Origin of the sequence: Rhizobium sp. Pop5, assembly GCF_024721175.1 — a bacterium.
GTDB lineage: Bacteria > Pseudomonadota > Alphaproteobacteria > Rhizobiales > Rhizobiaceae > Rhizobium.
The window spans coordinates 1,944,066-1,961,466 of record NZ_CP099399.1; the positions used below are offsets into that span (position 1 = coordinate 1,944,066).

Genomic DNA, 17,401 nt, shown 5'->3' on the forward strand with positions numbered 1-17,401 from the left:
CAATGGCTGAATTTTCGCTCGACAGATCCGATATAGCAGGCGTCGTACTCGCCGGCGGCCGCTCGCAACGCATGGGCCGCGACAAGGCCGGCGTGATGCTCGGAGGCGAAAACCTGCTCCACCATGTGCTCGACCGGCTCTCGCCGCAGGTTATGTCCGTTGCCGTCAATGCCGACACCTCCAGCGAGAACGTGCCCGTCGTTCCTGACCATATTACAGGCAAGGCCGGACCGATGGCCGGCATCCACGCAGCAATGATCTATGCCGCCGGCCTTCCCTCGATCACCCATGTCGTCACGGTCTCGGTCGATTGCCCGTTCTTCCCGGCCGATCTCGTCGTCCGGCTGGCGGCCGCGGTCGAGCGCCCGTCGCAGATCGCCATCGCGGCTTCCGAGGGCCGCAGCCATCCCGTCTTCGGTCTCTGGCCGGTGACGCTAGCCGCCGATCTCGAAGCCTGGATCGCCACCGACGAAAAGCGCCGGGTGCGTGACTTCCTGTCACGGCAAGACGTTACGGAAGTGGCGTTTCCGCTGCATCCAACGCGCGCCAGCCTGCTCGACCCCTTCTTCAACATCAACACGCCCGACGATCTCGTCGAGGCGGAACGCTGGCTGGAGGCCCTTCGCACATGACGGCACCAAAAGTCTTCGGCATCGCCGGCTGGAAGAATTCCGGCAAAACGGGGCTCGCCGTCCGGTTGGTGACCGAGTTCACCAATCGCGGCTACAGGATCTCGACGATCAAGCACGCCCATCATGATTTCGACATCGACAAGGTCGGCGCTGACAGTTACCGCCACCGCCAGGCCGGCGCGCATGAAGTCACCATCGTCTCCGGCACCCGCTATGCCATCATGCACGAGCTGCGCGGCGCTCCCGAACCCGAGTTCGAGGAAATCCTCGCACGCCTCGCCCCCTGTGATCTCGTGCTGATCGAGGGTTATAAGCGCGAGCCGATCCCGAAAATTGAGGCCCGCCGCCTGGAGGCTGCCAATCGTGAACCGCTGGCGCCGAGCGATCCCCATATCTGCGCCATCGCCGCCGATCACGCCGTGGCGGATACGGCCCTGCCGGTCTTCGACCTAGACGACACAGGCGCCATCGCCGATTTCATCGCAGCGATCGTCGGACTTGGACAGGCGAGACCGTGAAGCGCTCGCGCCGCTGCCGGATCTGGGAATCGGAGCCCTTTCACCCGCCATCACCTTGGTGATTTCCTTGGCAAGCTGAGCCTGATTATAGGGTTTTCCCAATCTTGGAAGATCGATATCGGCGCCGGCGGGAAGATCGGCATAACCTGTCGCCAGCACGATCGGCAGCGCCGGATGAATGGCCCGCACAGCCTGGGCAAGCTGTGCGCCGGTCATGCCGGGCATCGAATAATCCGTGATCATCATGTCGAAATGCTGGCCGCTCCTGATCAGCTCCAGCGCCTGCAAACCGGAATTTGCCTCCGCGACCTGGTGGCCGAGATCTTCGAGCATGTCGACCGAACTCATGGCAATCAAGGCATCGTCGTCGACCAGAAGGATCTTCAGTCTGGATGCTGCCTGTGGGACGGGCAGCCCTGTCTCGGCCGGGTGCTCGGGGCGCTGTTCGGTCGCCGGAAGCCACAATTCGGCGGTGGTTCCCACTCCAGGCTCGCTTGTCAGAAGAAGTGCGCCATTGAGCTGAACGGCAAGCCCGTGGATCATGGACAAGCCGAGGCCCGTGCCCTTTCCAAGTTCCTTGGTCGAGAAAAATGGATCGACCGCTTTTTTCAGCGTCTCCGCGTCCATTCCGGTGCCGCTGTCGGTTACGGCCAATACGAGATAGGCTCCCTCGCCGAGATCGCCTTTGTCGCCGACAACCTTTTCCTCGCGCAGCGATATGGACAGCGTCCCGCCGTCCGGCATCGCATCGCGAGCGTTGACCACCAGGTTGAGCAGCGCCAATTCGAGCTGGTTCGCATCGACCAGAGCCGGCGGCAGCGTCGCCGGCAGGATGGCCTCGATACTGACCGAGGATCCGACCGAGCGCCGAAGCAGGTCGTTCATGCCGGAGACCAGTTCGGCCAGATCGACCGGCTTGACCTGCAGATCCTGCTGTCTGGCGAAAGCCAGCAACCGCTGTGTCAGCGCCGCCCCTCGCCGCGCACCCTGAACCGCGCCGTCGACCAGGCGCGTTGCCTTGGCGTCTCCGGCGAGATACTTGCCGAGCAGCTCCAGATTACCGAGAACGACCATCAGCAGATTGTTGAAATCATGGGCGACGCCGCCCGTGAGTTGGCCGATCGCTTCCATTTTCTGTGATTGGCGAAGCTGCTCCTCGGCTCTCTCGCGCTGGGCGACTTCCTCGATCAGCGTCTGGTGGGCGGCGTTGACCTCCCCGGTCCGTTCCCTCACCCGCTCTTCGAGGTTCTCATTGAGCCGCCTCAGATTTTCCTCGACGGCCTTGCGGGCGGTGGTATCGGAGCAGACCCCGACAAGTTTCCTGCCAGAACCATATCGGTCGGCGTAAAGCTGCGCATGCACCTCGGTCCAATGCAGTGATCCATCCGGCCAGACCGTCCTATGCTCCATCGAATAGTCGCGTCCGGTATCGATCGTCCGGCGCAGGCTCGCCAGCACGAGGTCTCGGTCGTCAGGGTGAATGCTTGCAATCAACTCGTCGCGCGTCACATCGTCATCCACGCCTCGGCCGAAGATTGCCTTGCATGTCGCCGAGGTAGACAGGAGCATCGAGGATAGTTCCAGCTCCCAGGCTCCGAGACGACCGGCAGCGAGTGCCGTCTGCAACCGGCGCTCTCCTTCGCTCAATGCCTCGAGCCGGGCCCGCGCTTCATATTGGCGCAACCGTCCGTTCAATGCCGTTCGGGCAATACTGATGAAGGAGGTGGCGTGGAACGGCCTCTCCAGGAAAGTAACGTTGGCAAGAACCTCGGAGAGCCTAGCCGCGGCGGGATTTCGCTCAGGGCCTCCGCCGCGCTGGGTAAGCACGATGAATGGCAGATCGGACCAGCTTGGCTGGGCGGAAACCCAAGCAGCAATCGGTTTCAGGTCACCCCCGCGGACAGCCTCTTCCGTCAGGACGCCGACCGCGATTTCGTCACCGAGCGAGGACGCGAAGAGCTTCAAATCGCCAACCGCCGTCGATGATAGTCCAGCCTCGTCGATCAGCGATGCCGCGACCTGGGCGTCGCGGCCGGCCGGTGCATAGATCAGGGCCTTCGTGTTGTTGGAATTAGGAATTGCCGCCGTCCTCGCTGTCGGTTGGCAAAAGCGGTGCGGTCGTTGCGACGAATTCCGGCACGCCGCGAAGCACCCCCTGAAAACCGACGATGGGAGCTCCGAGCGTTAGACCGTTGCCAGCGATCCGATACTCCCGAATGGTGTCCTCATGATAACCGGTCCTCTTCTTGATGACGGAGACTGCCCGCCGCACGCGCCCCACGGCCTCGAAGTAACGCAGCAGGATGACGGTATCGGCGAGGTAGGTAACGTCCACAGGCGCCTTCATGTCGCCGACCAGCCCATGTTGGGCGACGGTGAGAAAGGTGTTTGCGCCTTGCCTGTTCAAATATTGCAGCAGTTCGTGCATATGCAATGTCAGCGAACTCTCATCCGGCATGGCAGCCTGGTAGCCGTTGATGCTGTCGATGAGCACGGACTTTGCGCCTGAGTTATCGACACAAGCACGGACGCGGTGTGCGAATTCGCCGGGTGACAGTTCCGCGGCATCGAGCTGCTCGATATGCACCAGGCCTTGGTCCCGCAGGGCTTCGAGATCCATGCCCAGCCCTTTCAGGCGCGTGAGCAGCAAGCCGAGCTCCTCGTCGAAAATGAAGGCGGCGGCCTTTTCGCCACGCGCGATCGCCGCCATCAGGAATTGAAAAGAGAAGGTACTCTTGCCAGTGCCCGCGGGGCCGAGGATCAGCGTGCTGGATCCCCGTTCGAGCCCGCCTCCCAGCAGCAGATCCAGCTCGGCAATATTGCTGGGAAGCTGATCGCGAACGTAACTCGACCTATGTTCGGCAGCGACGAGACGCGGAAACACGACAACGCCGCCAGTCCGGATGGTGAAATCGTGATAGCCGCCACGGAAAGCCTGTCCGCGGTATTTCACGACCTTCAAGCGTCGTCGTTCGGAGCCGTAGTTCGGCGCCAGTTCGTCAAGATGGATGACCCCGTGGACGACGCTGTGCACCGTCTTGTCGAGCATATCGGAGGTCATGTCATCGAGGAGGAGCACTGTCGCCCCTTGCCGGGCAAAATAATGTTTGAGCGCCAGGATCTGCCGGCGGTAGCGCAGCGAGCTTTGGGCGAGCAGCCTAATCTCCGACAGGCTGTCGAGAACCACCCGGCTCGGCTTGACCCGCTCGAAAGCGGCGAAGATTTCCCTTGTCGTTTCACCGAGTTCAAGGTCGGACGAATAAAGCAGGCTCTGCTGCTGGTCGGCGTCGAGCAGGCTTTCCGGCGGCAAGACCTCGAACACCTCGATATTGTCGTCGAGGACCATACCATGCGATGCGGCGCCGGCCCGGAGCTCCTCTTCGGTTTCAGACAGCGTGATATAGAGCCCACGCTCACCGAGCCGCATGCCCTCGATCAGGAACTGCAGCGCGATCGTCGTCTTGCCCGCTCCCGGATTTCCTTCCAGGAGAAAAACATGGCCGGTGGAAAGGCCTCCTGCCAGAACTGTGTCCAAGCCGGACACACCGGTCCGAGCTTTCGTGGCAGGCGTCGCAGTATTCATTCATCGTTTCCTTCAGCTTCAACGGTGAATTAGCGGCGCGTAATGGAATGTCAAATCGCCTGCGCAGCATGCTCTCGCCCCCGGCAAAGAGCCTGCCGGGACGCTGGAATAGAGGGCCGCGTGGAGACCCGCTCGCAGGCGGGCCTATGAGAATCCCGGCTCTATCCCCGATAGCGCAACGCATCGACGACGAGGGCGAATGCCGGAGAGGCATGCCGGCGGCTCGGATAGTAGAGGTGATAGCCGGGAAACGGCGCGCACCAGTCCTCCAGCACACGCACCAGCCGTCCGTCGGTTAGATGCGCCCGCACGGCATCCTCCGGCATATATGCCAGCCCCGCTCCGGCCAGCGCCGCGTTCAGCCGCAGCGCGATATTGTTGAATGTCAGCTGCCCTTCGACGCGCACCTTCAGCTCGCGCCCGTCCTTCTCGAACTCCCAGGCGTAAACGCCGCCATAGGTCGGCAGGCGCAGGTTGATGCAGTTGTGGTCTGTCAGATCCTGCGGCGACATTGGCTTTGGCCGCCTTTCGAAATAGGCGGGCGCGGCGACCACCGCCATGCGCATTTCGGGGCCGATGCGCACCGCAATCATGTCTTTCGCCACCTGCTCCCCCAGCCGCACGCCCGCATCGTAGCGCTCCGCGACGATGTCGGTCAGGCCGTAATCGACGATGATCTCGACATGAATATCGGGATAATCGGGCAGAAGGTTTTCCAAAGCGGGCCAGAGAACCGCATCCGCCGCATGCTCACCGGCATTGATGCGGATGGTGCCGGCCGGCTTTTCCCGGAATGCGCTGAGCGCGGCCAGTTCGGTGTCGATCTCATCGATCCGCGGACCGATGGTGACGAGCAGGCGTTCACCGGCCTCCGTCGGCGAAACGCTGCGTGTCGTGCGCGTCAGGAGCCGCAGCCCGAGCCGCTCCTCCAGCCCGCGGATCGTATGGCTGAGCGCCGATTGCGACACGCCGAGCTTGGCCGCCGCTTTGGTGAAGCTCTGCTCACGCGCAACGGCGAGGAAGGCGATAAGGTCGTTGACGGAGGATCGCGGCATTCATGAATCCTTCTCATAGGTTCTTGCCGTTTATACCATCTAATCGGCACCGGCCGCATCGGCTAAATACTCTCCATCGCGGCGGACCAGCCGCAGATCGGAAAGGAAAACCCATGGAAATCAAGCGAAGCGGCTCGCAGCCTTCCGGCAAAGGGCCGGCAGACTGGTTCACCGGCGCCGTGCGCATCGATCCTCTCTTTCAGGTTACCGATCCGGCTCGCGCGGCTGGCGCCAGCGTTACCTTCGAGCCCGGCGCCCGCACCGCCTGGCACACCCATCCCCTTGGTCAGACGCTGATCGTCACGTCGGGTTGCGGCCGCGTCCAGCACGAAGGCGGGCCCGTCGAGGAAATCCGCGCCGGCGACGTCGTCCGGTTCGCGCCGGGCGAACGCCACTGGCACGGCGCTGCACCGACAACCGCGATGACCCATATCGCCATCCAGGAACACGTCGACGGCAAGGTCGTCGACTGGATGGAGCATGTCACCGACACCGAATACCAGGGTTAGGAAAGGAAACGGCAATGCAGAGACGTGAACTCGGAAAGAGCGGACTTCAGGTTTCGGCCATCGGCCTCGGGTGCATGGGACTGAGCTACGGTTATGGACCGGCGACCGGCATTCAGGAAGCGGTCGCACTGATCCGGCAGGCCTTCGAACGCGGCGTGACCTTCTTCGACACGGCCGAGGCCTATGGGCCGTACAAAAACGAAGAGCTTCTGGGCGAGGCCCTCGCGCCCTTCCGCCACGAAGTGGTGATCGCCACCAAATTCGGCTTCGACCTCGATGCCAATGGCGGCCAGAGCGGCATGAACAGCCGGCCGGAACAGATCCGCGCGGTTGCCGATCAGGCGCTGAAACGCTTGAAGACCGATGTCATCGATCTGTTCTACCAGCACCGTGTCGATCCGGACGTTCCGATCGAGGATGTCGCCGGCACGGTCAAAGCCCTCATCGCCGAAGGCAAGGTCCGGCATTTCGGCCTCTCCGAAGCAGGTGTCCAGACGATCCGCCGCGCCCATGCCGTCCAGCCGGTGACAGCGCTGCAGAGCGAATATTCGCTGTGGTGGCGCGAGCCGGAGCAGGACATCCTGCCGGTGCTCGAAGAACTCGGCATCGGTTTCGTTCCTTTCAGCCCGCTGGGCAAAGGCTTCCTCACCGGCGCGATCAACGAGACGACCACCTTCGACAGCAAGGACTTCCGCAACATCGTGCCGCGCTTCTCGCAGGAGGCGCGAAAGGCCAATCAGGCGCTCGTCGATCTCCTGGCTGAGATCGCCAAGCGCAAGCAGGCGACCTCCGCTCAGGTGGCGCTGGCATGGCTGCTGGCGCAGAAGCCCTGGATCGTACCGATCCCCGGCACCACCAAACTGCATCGCCTTGAGGAGAACATCCGAGCCGCCGAAGTCGAACTGACGGCTGACGACCTCGCCAGCATCGAAAGCGCGCTCACCACGATCAAGGTGGAAGGCGATCGTTACCCCGCGCATCTGCAGGCACGGGTCAACCGTTGAGAAGGGAAGCGGCCGCCGTCACCAGCGGTCGCTTCTTCAACGGTCAAGTCATTTCCTCGGCGCCGGCGCATTCTCCTGGAATGCCGGTATGGTTTCCAGCCTGCCGACAATCTCCCCGATATTAGGCCACCGGGCGAGATCGAAGCCCAGCCGCCGGGCGCTGATTGCCTGCGGGAAGAGGAAGATCTCGGCAATGCCGGGCCGGTCACCGATGGCAAAAGCCCCTCGCCTGCGGCCGGCGATCATCGTCTCGACGGCGGCCATGCCCTCGCCGATCCAGTGACGGCTCCAGGCGGCAATCGCATCGGCATCGGCCTGGAAGGCCGTCTTGAGATGCAGGCCGATCCGCGGCGGCAGCAGCGCATGGATCTCGGCCGCAATCGCCAGCGCGATCGAGCGGGCATGCGCCCTGTCTTCGGCCGTATCGGGCAGCAGCGGCGGCTGCGGCTGAACCTCATCAAGATATTCCACGATCGCCAGCGATTGGGTGATCAGCACGCCGCTATCCGTCAGCAAGGCCGGCACCAGCCCTTGCGGGTTGACGCTGCGATATCCGGCCTGCCGGCTCTCGGCCTCTTCGCCGAGAATAGTGACCGGCAGCGCTTCCGCCGTCAGTCCCTTCAGGGCGAGCGCGATCCGAACTCTCGATGTCGCCGAGGAAATTTCGTTCTGATAAAGCTTCACTGTCTTTCTCCCTGCTGCCATCGGAAGAGCGCCTGCTCTCCCGGAGAAGAAGCCGCGGCTGCGGTCATCAGGCCCGCAAGCGGCGAAGGCTCCTTCGAGCTTACGTCATAGATGCACGGCGCGGCAAAAACCGCTGCCCCCAGAATGCAGATGATCATCAATCTCATCAAATCCTCCAATCGGCGAGGCCGGTTGGCCTCGCCCTCGCCGTTTCAATCCTAATTGCCTGCAGGCTTCTGCAAGCCGCCAGACCAATCAGGCGACGATCAGGTCGACATCGATATTGCCGCGCGTCGCCTTCGAGTATGGGCAAGTCTGATAAGCCTCCTCGATAATCGCCTTCGCGACATCCGCTGCGATCCCAGGCATGCTCACCTTCAGCCTGGCCTGCAGGAAGTAGCCGCCATTGCCCGATCCGAGATCGACCTCGGCGTCGACGGCAAGATCAGCCGGCAGCTTGACCTTCTGGTTGGCGGCAGCAAAGCCGATCGCGCCGATAAAGCAGGCGGACCAGCCGGCGGCGAAAAGCTGTTCGGGATTGGTGCCGGCGCGGCTGCTGCCGGGAGGCGACAGCTTGATGTTCAGTTCCCCGTCGTCGCTGTGTGAAGCGCCTTCACGGCCGCCTGTTGTATGGGTCTTGCCGGTGTAGAGGACCTTGTCGATCTTTGTCATGGAACACTCCTTGTGTTGTGTCGCTATCCGCGACTGGCCGCGGCGCGGCCGGGTTACGGAGTGTGGTTTGACCGGCTGATATTTCGGGCATGTTTCCGGATTCGGCCGAAATGTCACAGAATGTAGCATCCGGCATCCGCGACATCTTCCCGTACAAAACGTTCGTGAAACTTCCGGCGGCTACATCATCACCGAAGGGTGACTTCCGCCGCCAGTCCGCCGCCGGCGCGATTGTAGAGCCGCAGCGATCCGCCGATCTTTGCCGTCAACTGCTGGGCGATCGCAAGGCCCAGCCCTGTGCCGCCGGTCTCACGGTTGCGGGATTGCTCAAGCCGGAAGAAAGGCTGCATGGCAGCCTCGAGCATATCGTCCGGAATTCCCGGCCCGCGATCCATGACCGTGATGACGGTATCGCCTTCCGCGCCGCGCAGGACGCTGATCTCGGCGGCTCCGGCAAATTTCAATGCATTGTCGATGAAATTCGACAGGATGCGGCGAAGTGCATGCGGCTTGGTATGGGCAGCACCTTCGACGAGGCCGACGACCGTGACGGCCTTTCCGGTGTCCTGGTAGTCATAGGCTATGCTGTCGATGAACGAGGCGAGATCGATGCGGGCGTCCTTTTCGCCGCTGCCGTGAGCGCTGCGCGCATAGGCTATGCCGTCCTGAACGAGGCGCTGGATCTCGGCCAGATCGTGCACCAGCTTGTCTCTCTCAGGTGAATCCTCGGCCATATCGGCGCGCAGCCGCATGCGGGTGATCGGCGTCTGCAGATCGTGTGAGATCGCCGCCAGGATCTGAACGCGCTCTTCAAGGTAATGGGCGATCCGCTCCCGCATCGCGTTGAATGCCCTCGCCGCATGCGCCACTTCGCTGGGACCCGCTTCGCTCAGGGCTGGACTGTCCTTGTCGGGATCGAGCGCATCCGCGGCTGCGGCAAGTTCGCCGAGGGGGCGGATCGCCTGGCGAACTGCAAACCAGGTGCAGAGGACGAGCAAGGCCATCTGCACGGCGAAGACATAGGGCAGCCATGTGGCGATCGGCATCACCCCTTTCGGCGTGACATCGATCGTCAGCGGACTTCCGTCGCTCAACGTCAGATGCGCCTGCAACCGGCTTACCTCGCCGGGTATCCGTTCGATGCGGATTGGAAAGCGATGGCCGACAGCCTCCTCGATCTTTCCGAGGATCTCGGCACCCTTGCTTGATGTGTCGGGGACGCCGGACATTCCAGGCCCGAGCACGAAGCGGTAATTGCCCCGGCCCAGCCGATCCACCAGATCAACACGCTGGCTCGGCGCGAGCCGATCAAGAACAGCGATCGAGGTCGCGACATCGTCCTCCAGCGTCCCGAGCATCACCGCCTTGGCCGACATGGTGCGCTCCATGTAGAGCACGCTGAAGGAGAGCCCGTAGGCGAAAGCCAGGCCGACCAGCAGAATGAGAAAAATCCGAGATCGCAGCGTGCTCGGCCACGTCAGACCCGACAAGATAGGAATATCAGCCCTCATTGGCGCGGCTCCGAAATTTCAACCGGAACCGAAAACACATAGCCTTCGCTACGCACCGTCTTGATGTAGGTCGGTTCGCGCGCATCGTCGCCCAGCCGCTGCCGCAGGCGACTGACGAGGAGATCGATCGAGCGATCGAAAAGCTCGGCGTCACGCCCTTGCGTCAGGCTCAGGAGCTGGTCGCGGTTGAGCACCCGCTGCGGGTGGTCGATGAAGACACGAAGCAGGCGGTATTCGGCCCCGCTCAGTGCAATCGCGGTCCCGTCTTTATCGAGGAGGTGACGGGCGACCGTATCGAGGCGCCAGTCGCCGAAGGTCAGCAATTGCCCCGCCTCGCTGATCTGCAGGTTGGGCGGCAGCATGCGCGTGCGCCGCAGCACCGCCTTGATGCGGGCGAGAAGCTCGCGCGCGGCAAAGGGCTTGGCAAGATAGTCATCGGCGCCCATCTCCAGCCCGAGGATCCTGTCCATCTCGTCGGTGCGGGCCGTCAGCATAAGGATAGGGATCGCCTTGTGCCGGCCGGAGCGCAGTTCGCGGCAGAGCACCAGCCCGTCGTCGCCCGGCATCATCACGTCGAGCACGATCAGGTCGACGGCATTGGCGTCGAGAAAGCTGCGCATCTGGCGCCCGTCTGCCGCAACGCTGGTCCTGAGGCCATTCTTCTGCAGATAGCCCGAGACCAGTTCGCGGATTTCACGATCGTCGTCGACGATCAGGATGTGATCGACATGATCCATATTTGCCTATTCCCCAACGATCTGGCCGCGCCCTCGTCTCGTTCATCAGACGAAGCGTCAGACGCGACCTACGCATATTCTGTCGGCCCGAGCAACGAGGCTCGACAGCCTGTCCCGCGATCAGAAGCGATCGACGTCGATGACTGCCTGCGCGAAAGCCTGCGGCGCCTCCTGCGGCAGGTTGTGGCCGATGCCGCCGCCGATCGTGCGATGCTCGTATTTGCCGGAGAACTTTCCGGCATAAGCGGAGGGTTCGGGATGCGGCGCGCCGTTCGCGTCGCCTTCCATCGTGATCGTCGGCACGGAAATCATCGGCAGGGCGGCAAGCTGCGTCTCATAGGCGTCGTACTTCGCCTCGCCGTCGACCAGGCCAAGACGCCAGCGGTAATTATGGATGACGATCTCGACGTGATCGGGATTGTCGAAGGCGGCCGCGGATCTGTCGAATGTCGCGTCGTCGAAATTCCACTTCGGCGAGGCCGTCTGCCAGATGAGCTTTGCAAAATCGTGCGTGTTGCTCGCATAGCCCAGGCGACCGCGTTCGGTGGCAAAATAGAACTGATACCACCAGGCAAGTTCGGCCTTCGGCGGAAGCGGCTTCTTGTTGGCCTCCTGGCTGCCGATCAGGTAGCCGCTGACCGATACCATCGCCTTACAGCGCTCCGGCCACAGTGCCGCCATGATGTTGGCTGTCCGCCCGCCCCAGTCGTAGCCGGCAATCACGGCCTTCTCGATATCAAGCGCGTCGAGCAGGGCGATCATATCGGCAGCGAGCGCCGAAGGCTGGCCGTTGCGCGGCGTCTTGTCATCCAGGAACCGGGTCGTGCCGTAGCCGCGCAGATAGGGCACGATCACCCTGTATCCGGCCGAAGCGAGCAGCGGCGCGACGTCGACGAAGCTATAGATGTCATAGGGCCAGCCGTGCAGCAGCAACACGACCGGGCCATCCGCCTTCCCCGCCTCGGCATAACCGATATCGAGCATCTCAGTCTTGATCTGCTTCAGCGCTTCAAACGACGTATTGGTACCAGCCTTCACGTCAGGCAGGGATGCGGCAGGCGCCGAGTTGGCGGCGGCCGTGCCGGCAACGCCGAATTCGACTGCCGCAAGCGCAATTGCGGTCATGCCAAAGAAACGGCGGCGGTGATGGTTGATTTGCTCTGACATCGGTCTCTCCAGTCGAATTGATCACGACGCTCAAAAGACGTTCCACTTGTGTCGCCCGTATGTCGCACGCGGTCGGTTTTTGAATGCGGATGTAGCTTTCGGCGGCCCGGATACATTCTGATACAATCACACCGTCCCGAAAAAGCATCACGCCGATCGCAGCCGTTTTCGTCGCCGCCAGCGTCAGAATGGCAGTTTGTATCGCTTTGTATCGGCCGCCTCCCGTCACAACATTTCGGTACACTTTCCCGCAAAACCGGACACATCGGGGATACGCCTGCCAGGCTACATCGCCGCCGTTGCTGGTTCAGGCCCATCGCCGTCCAGAGCCCGATCAATCGGTTCAAAGGAAACGATGATGACACTTCTGATCATTGCCTATCTCGGAGGCGCACTGACCATCCTCAGCCCGTGCATCCTCCCCATCCTCCCGTTCGTCTTCGCCCGCGCCGGACAGCCCTTCGTCAAGAGCACGCTGCCGATGCTGACGGGCATGGCCGCCACTTTCGCGCTCGTCGCCACGCTCGCCGCAGTCGGCGGCAGCTGGGCCATCCGCGCCAATGAATATGGCCGGCTTGCCGCGATCGTCCTGCTCGCGCTCTTCGGCGTGAGCCTGCTTTCACCGCGCTTCGCAAGCACGCTTGCCCGGCCGATCGTCGACCTCGGAAACAATCTGGTCAACGCCGGCGGCGGCGGGCGCACCGCGCCGACGGTGAAAAGCGCGCTCATCCTCGGCGTCGCCACCGGCCTGCTCTGGGCGCCCTGCGCCGGGCCGATCCTCGGCCTTGTTCTCACAGGCGCTGCGCTGCAGGGTGCCAACCTGCAAACGACCTTTCTGTTGATCGCGTATGCCGCCGGCGCCGCAACCTCTCTTGCCGTCGCCCTGCTTGTCGGCGGAAAGATTTTCGCCGCCATGAAGCGTTCTCTCGGCCTCGGCAACCGGATTCGCCAGGTGCTCGGTGCGGCCGTGCTGGCGGGCGTTGCCGTCATTGCACTCGGCCTCGACACCAGCCTGCTCTCCCGCCTCTCCTATGCCAGCACCGCGTCCGTGGAGCAGGCAGTGCTCGACCGGCTGCATGCAAAGCCTCTCGGCAGCACTTCCGAAGTGGCGAGCAACGATGCCGCGATCGTCGCAGCCGATGCGAAGAAGCCGTTCCGCAGCGACCTGCCGGTCGAGGGCTATGCGCCTTCGCTCGACGGCGCTGTCGAATGGCTGAACTCGAAGCCGCTGACCGCAGAGCAATTGCGCGGCAAGGTCGTCCTCGTCGATTTCTGGACCTACTCCTGCATCAACTGCATTCGCACGATCCCCTATGTCAAAGCCTGGGCGGAAAAATATGCGGATCAAGGTCTCGTCGTGATCGGCGTCCACGCCCCGGAATTTGCCTTCGAGAAGAAGATCGACAACGTCAAAAAGGCAGTCGGCGACTTCCAGATCGGCTACCCCGTTGCGATCGACAATAATTACAAAATCTGGCGCGCCTTCGAAAACAGCTACTGGCCTGCCGCCTACCTGATCGATGCCAAGGGCCAGGTCCGCTACCATCATTTCGGTGAAGGCAATTATGGCAGCACGGAAAAGGCCATTCAGGACCTGCTGCGCGAGGCCGGCAGCCAAATGAAGGCAAGTGCGCCGGTCGTCCCCGACGCCAAGGGTGCGGAAGCCAGTCCCGATCTGCACAACATCCGCTCCGGGGAGACTTATCTCGGCTACGAACAGGCCGCGAATTTCGCCTCTCCAGAGGGGCTGCGGGCCGATGCCCCGCAAAACTATTCGATCGGTGAACCGGACCTCAACGGATGGGGCCTCTCGGGAAGCTGGACTGTCGGCCGGGATCAGGCGACACTCGATCAGCCGGGCGGCGGCATCACCTATCGCTTCAGCGCCCGCGACCTGCATCTCGTTCTCGGACCCGGCGACAACGGCAAACAGATCCGGTTCCAGGTGAAGGTCGACGGCAAGGCGCCGGGCGCCGACCACGGCTCAGACATCGATGCCGACGGCAACGGCACGGTGACCGCGACAAGGCTCTACCAGCTGGTGCGCCAGTCCGGCGCCGTCACCGCCCGCAACTTCGAAATCCGCTTCCTCGATCCCGGCGTCCAGGCCTACGCCTTCACGTTCGGCTGAACCCGAAACGCATCCATCCAATCCCCAACCGCAACTAAAGGAGTGACACCATGAATAGACGTCCCATTTTCACCGCAGCCTGCGCCCTTGCCGCCAGCGCCATCGCATTTGCCGCCGAGGCTGCCCCGGTCAAGAACATCGTCATCGTCCACGGCGCGCTCGCCGACGGTTCGGGATGGCGTGAGGTGACAGAGATCCTTCAGAAGCGCGGCTTTGAGGTCACGATCGTTCAGGAGCCCATCACCTCTCTCGACGACGATGTCGCCGCGACGAAGCGCGTTCTCGACCTGCAGGAAGGGCCGAGCCTGCTCGTCGGGCACAGCTATGGCGGTATGGTCATCACCCAGGCCGGCAACGATCCCGCCGTCGCGGGCCTCGTCTATGTCGCGGCCTTCCAGCCCGACAAGGGCGAAAGCGTGTTGAGCCTCGCGAGCTCGAAGCCCACCGGCAGCATGGACATAAAGGAAACGAAGGACGGCAAATATCTCTACCTGGACCCCGGCGCCTTCGCGGCAGATTTCGCAGCCGATCTGCCGAAAGCCGAAGCAGACTTCCTGGCAAGGTCGCAGGTCTTCGCCTCAAAGCAGGCCTTCTCCGCCAAGATCACGGAACCGGCATGGCGGACCAAACCCAGCTGGTCGATCGTCGCCACCCAAGACCGCGCCATCAACCCGGATCTTGAGCGCGACATGGCAAAACGCGCCGGCAGCGACGTGACCGAAATCAAGGCCAGCCACGCCGTCTTCGCCTCCCAACCGGAAAAGGTCGCCGACATCATCGAAAAGGCGGCCAAGAAGGTCGGCGAGTAGAACTCCGAGTCTCTTCTCCCCGCTGAGGAGGAGAGAGAGCAAGCCGTGCTTTTCAGCCCGGAAGAGCAAAACCAGCTGCCCCTCCCCACGAATGGAGAGGGGCGCCATATCATTACCGGTTGGCAGCTACCGGCCGAACCAGCGCGGTGACACGGCGGATGGTGACACGCCGGTTTTCCTGTTCGGGACCTGACGTATTGACCTTCAGGTAACGCTCGCCGTAGCCCTGCGTCGCCAGGTTTTCCGGCGCGATCCCGTAGACGTCGGTGAGCACGTTGGCGACCGATTCCGCCCGTTGGTCGGAAAGGACCAGGTTGCTCTGGTCGGAGCCGACCGCATCCGTATGCCCCTCGATCAGGAAGGTCTCGCTCGGATCTTTCTTCAGCACCTGGCTGATCGCGTCGGCGACCTTGCGCAGCGTGCGCGCCTGGGTCATCGGGATATCGGCACTGCCGGTCGCAAAGGTGATCGTGTCTAGGTCGATGCGGCGCACCTTGTCGCGGATACGGGCCGAATACTTCACCTCATCAAGCGAATAGACACGCTCCACCGGCTCGACGGGCGGCTCACTCAGGAACTCGTAATAGTCCCGGTTCGGGTCGCTGCGGGTGTCGATGATGTAGTCGTCGAGCGGTACGCGCAGGCGCATCGGTGGCAGGTTAGCGCCCGGATCCTCGAAATAATCGCGGTCCGGATCGTCGTAGAGTTCCGGCGAATAATAGAGCACGTCCTCGCGCCCACGGGCATCGACGCGCGACCGCTGGATGATGTCGCCGTAACGGTTGCGGATCGTGACGATGCGATAGCCCTCCGGTCGCGTGATCGTCTCGCGGTAGCGGTCGCCCGAAAGCTCTTCATAGGTCGGCCGTTCGCCATCGCGCAGGAACCGCCTGTCGTCGTCGCTGCGAACGATTATTTGATTGTTGTACTGGATGATCGTGCGGTTGTCCTCGGTGCGGTTGTCGATGCGCACCTCGTTCGGACGGGCGAATTGCGGTCGTTCGTCGAGCCTCGTGCCCTTCTCGCTGGTCACAGCCTCGATCTTGACTGAGGGCGCCGCTACGCCCGCCGTGGCGGCCTGCGCCTCGGCATCGGAGGTGGGCACCTTGAAGTCCTTGCTGTCGGCGCGCTGTTTGTCGCGGTCACGGCGGCCTTCGCGGCCCTTGCTGCGATCGGCATCCTTGTCGCTGTCGAGCACGGCGGCACCGTTCTGGACCGGCAGCACGACGGTCTCGCTGCTCTTGGCCGGATCTTCCGCGATCTTCTTGCGGCGCTGCAGCTCCTCGGGCGAAACCTTCTCGGGTGCAGGAATGGCCTGCTCCACCTGCTGGCCGCCGCTGGCATTCGGCAGCGGCTGGGCGGTATCGGTGGCAGGTGCGGCCGGCTGTGCGCCGGCGGGCTGCTCGCCGGCAGGCTTTGCCGCTGTACCTTCCTTCGGTTTTTCGACCGGCGCGGCTTCCGGGGCAGCAGCCTTGTCCTGGGTCGCCTTCTCCTGGGTCGCCTTCTCCTGGGTCGCCTTATCTGCGGGCGCAACGGTCTCGCCGGCTGCGGGCTTCTTTTCGGCCGGCGCTTCGGCTGTGGGTTTTGCCTCCGGTTTGACTTCGGGTTTGGCTTCGGGCTTGACCTGCTCTTCGGTCGGCGTCACCGCCTCGGGAGCGGCGGTTTCGGCCTTGCCCTTGCCTTTATCGCGCGGGCGCTGCTTGCCTTCCGGCTTGGCCTCAGGTGCGGCCTGCTCCGTTTGCGGCTGGGCTTCCTTTGCGGCCGGCTGCTGTTCGGGCGCGGGCTGCGCCTCGGGCTCGGCCTGCTGAGCTTCGGGCTTCTTGGATTTCTTCGGCTTTTCCTGCGTTAACGGCTGCTGTTCCTGCTGCGGCGCGGCCTCCGGCTTTGCCTCGGGCTGGGCCTCCTGCTTGGCTTTCCGCGCGGGCTTGCTTTCGGGCTGTTCCGCCGGCGCCTCTTTCGGCGCTTCGGCCTTCGGTGGCTCTGGTGCTGCCTTGGGTTCGGGTGCTGCCTTGGGCTCCGGCGCGGCCTTGGGTTCAGGCGCAGGAGCCTCCTTCGGTGCTTCGGCCTTCGGCTTTTCCGCAGGCGCTTCCTTCGGCTTCTCGGCGGCTGGGGCCTGTTCGGCCGGGGCCTCCTGCTTCTCCTTGTGCTTTTTCTTCTTCAGCAGCTCTTCTTCGGAAGGCGCGTCCTGAGGCGCATCCTGGGCAACCTCGAAGCTCCCCTGCTCGACTTGCCGCACGGCGGCTGCCTGCGTCTCAACGCCGCGCACAGCCGCCATCGCCGATGCAGGCTGCAGAGCCAACGAAAGGGAAAGCAGCGGAAAAGCCGCACTTGCGAACAATCTTGATTTCATGCCCATCGGGTATCCTCGATCCTGTTTGAGCTTCCTGAA

General features: G+C 63.0%; 16 protein-coding genes. 6 read left to right on the forward strand and 10 right to left on the reverse strand.

All coding sequences use genetic code 11. The features are described 5' to 3' along the window. The first annotated feature begins 2 nt into the window (after positions 1 to 2). Entirely contained in the window at positions 3 to 632 is a 630-nt protein-coding gene (mobA, locus tag NE852_RS11780; protein WP_008525616.1) for a molybdenum cofactor guanylyltransferase MobA, read from the forward strand. Next, positions 629 to 1,150, forward strand: a complete 522-nt coding sequence (gene mobB / locus NE852_RS11785; RefSeq protein WP_008525614.1) for a molybdopterin-guanine dinucleotide biosynthesis protein B — start codon at positions 629 to 631, stop codon at positions 1,148 to 1,150. Before mobA ends, mobB begins: the two co-directional genes overlap by 4 nt. Here the strand turns inward: mobB and NE852_RS11790 are convergent. The 3 genes from NE852_RS11790 to NE852_RS11800 form a co-directional block, all read right to left on the reverse strand. Beyond that, positions 1,082 to 3,229, reverse strand: a complete 2,148-nt coding sequence (locus NE852_RS11790) for an ATP-binding protein (protein ID WP_308821740.1) — start codon at positions 3,227 to 3,229, stop codon at positions 1,082 to 1,084. The genes mobB and NE852_RS11790 overlap by 69 nt on opposite strands. Continuing rightward, entirely contained in the window at positions 3,222 to 4,733 is a 1,512-nt protein-coding gene (locus NE852_RS11795) for an ATPase domain-containing protein (protein WP_008525607.1), read from the reverse strand. The genes NE852_RS11790 and NE852_RS11795 overlap by 8 nt, the downstream gene beginning before the upstream one ends. A 161-nt stretch (positions 4,734 to 4,894) precedes the next feature. Then, on the reverse strand, positions 4,895 to 5,788 hold the full coding sequence (locus tag NE852_RS11800; protein WP_008525605.1) for a LysR family transcriptional regulator: 894 nt from the start codon (positions 5,786 to 5,788) through the stop codon (positions 4,895 to 4,897). A gap of 113 nt (positions 5,789 to 5,901) precedes the next feature. On the opposite strand from NE852_RS11800, the gene NE852_RS11805 reads away from it, so the two are divergent. Both NE852_RS11805 and NE852_RS11810 read left to right on the forward strand, forming a co-directional pair. Next, a complete protein-coding gene (locus tag NE852_RS11805) occupies positions 5,902 to 6,297 on the forward strand; it encodes a cupin domain-containing protein (protein WP_008525604.1) in 396 nt (131 codons plus the stop codon). A gap of 14 nt (positions 6,298 to 6,311) precedes the next feature. After that, on the forward strand, positions 6,312 to 7,301 hold the full coding sequence (locus tag NE852_RS11810; protein ID WP_008525602.1) for an aldo/keto reductase: 990 nt from the start codon (positions 6,312 to 6,314) through the stop codon (positions 7,299 to 7,301). A gap of 48 nt (positions 7,302 to 7,349) precedes the next feature. On the opposite strand, the gene maiA is transcribed toward NE852_RS11810, so the two are convergent. The 6 genes from maiA to NE852_RS11840 form a co-directional block, all read right to left on the reverse strand. Then, positions 7,350 to 7,985, reverse strand: coding sequence for a maleylacetoacetate isomerase (gene maiA / locus NE852_RS11815; RefSeq protein ID WP_008525600.1), 636 nt, complete (start codon positions 7,983 to 7,985; stop codon positions 7,350 to 7,352). Continuing rightward, the gene (locus tag NE852_RS11820; RefSeq protein ID WP_008525598.1) at positions 7,982 to 8,152 is read right to left on the reverse strand and encodes a hypothetical protein; all 171 of its coding nucleotides are present in this window, start codon (positions 8,150 to 8,152) and stop codon (positions 7,982 to 7,984) included. The genes maiA and NE852_RS11820 overlap by 4 nt, the downstream gene beginning before the upstream one ends. Positions 8,153 to 8,240: 88 nt before the next feature. Continuing rightward, a complete protein-coding gene (locus tag NE852_RS11825; protein ID WP_008525597.1) occupies positions 8,241 to 8,657 on the reverse strand; it encodes an organic hydroperoxide resistance protein in 417 nt (138 codons plus the stop codon). Positions 8,658 to 8,845: 188 nt separating this feature from the next. Continuing rightward, complete coding sequence (locus NE852_RS11830) at positions 8,846 to 10,168, reverse strand: ATP-binding protein (RefSeq protein WP_008525595.1); 1,323 nt, start codon at positions 10,166 to 10,168, stop codon at positions 8,846 to 8,848. Then, positions 10,165 to 10,905, reverse strand: a complete 741-nt coding sequence (locus NE852_RS11835; RefSeq protein ID WP_008525593.1) for a response regulator — start codon at positions 10,903 to 10,905, stop codon at positions 10,165 to 10,167. The genes NE852_RS11830 and NE852_RS11835 overlap by 4 nt, the downstream gene beginning before the upstream one ends. 120 nt (positions 10,906 to 11,025) lie before the next feature. Then, entirely contained in the window at positions 11,026 to 12,072 is a 1,047-nt protein-coding gene (locus NE852_RS11840; RefSeq protein ID WP_008525591.1) for an alpha/beta fold hydrolase, read from the reverse strand. 358 nt (positions 12,073 to 12,430) lie between these two features. Between NE852_RS11840 and NE852_RS11845 the strand changes: the two genes are divergently transcribed. Both NE852_RS11845 and NE852_RS11850 read left to right on the forward strand, forming a co-directional pair. Continuing rightward, positions 12,431 to 14,203 carry a cytochrome c biogenesis protein DipZ gene (locus tag NE852_RS11845; protein ID WP_258156701.1) on the forward strand — a complete coding sequence of 591 codons (1,773 nt, stop codon included), beginning with the start codon at positions 12,431 to 12,433 and terminating at the stop codon, positions 14,201 to 14,203. Between the two features lie 50 nt (positions 14,204 to 14,253). Beyond that, on the forward strand, positions 14,254 to 15,012 hold the full coding sequence (locus NE852_RS11850) for an alpha/beta fold hydrolase (protein WP_258156546.1): 759 nt from the start codon (positions 14,254 to 14,256) through the stop codon (positions 15,010 to 15,012). A 112-nt stretch (positions 15,013 to 15,124) separates the two neighbouring features. Here NE852_RS11850 and NE852_RS11855 read toward each other — a convergent pair whose 3' ends face one another. After that, positions 15,125 to 17,368 (reverse strand): OmpA family protein, encoded by a 2,244-nt coding sequence (locus NE852_RS11855; protein WP_258156547.1) that lies wholly within the window; start codon positions 17,366 to 17,368, stop codon positions 15,125 to 15,127. Positions 17,369 to 17,401 lie beyond the last annotated feature (33 nt).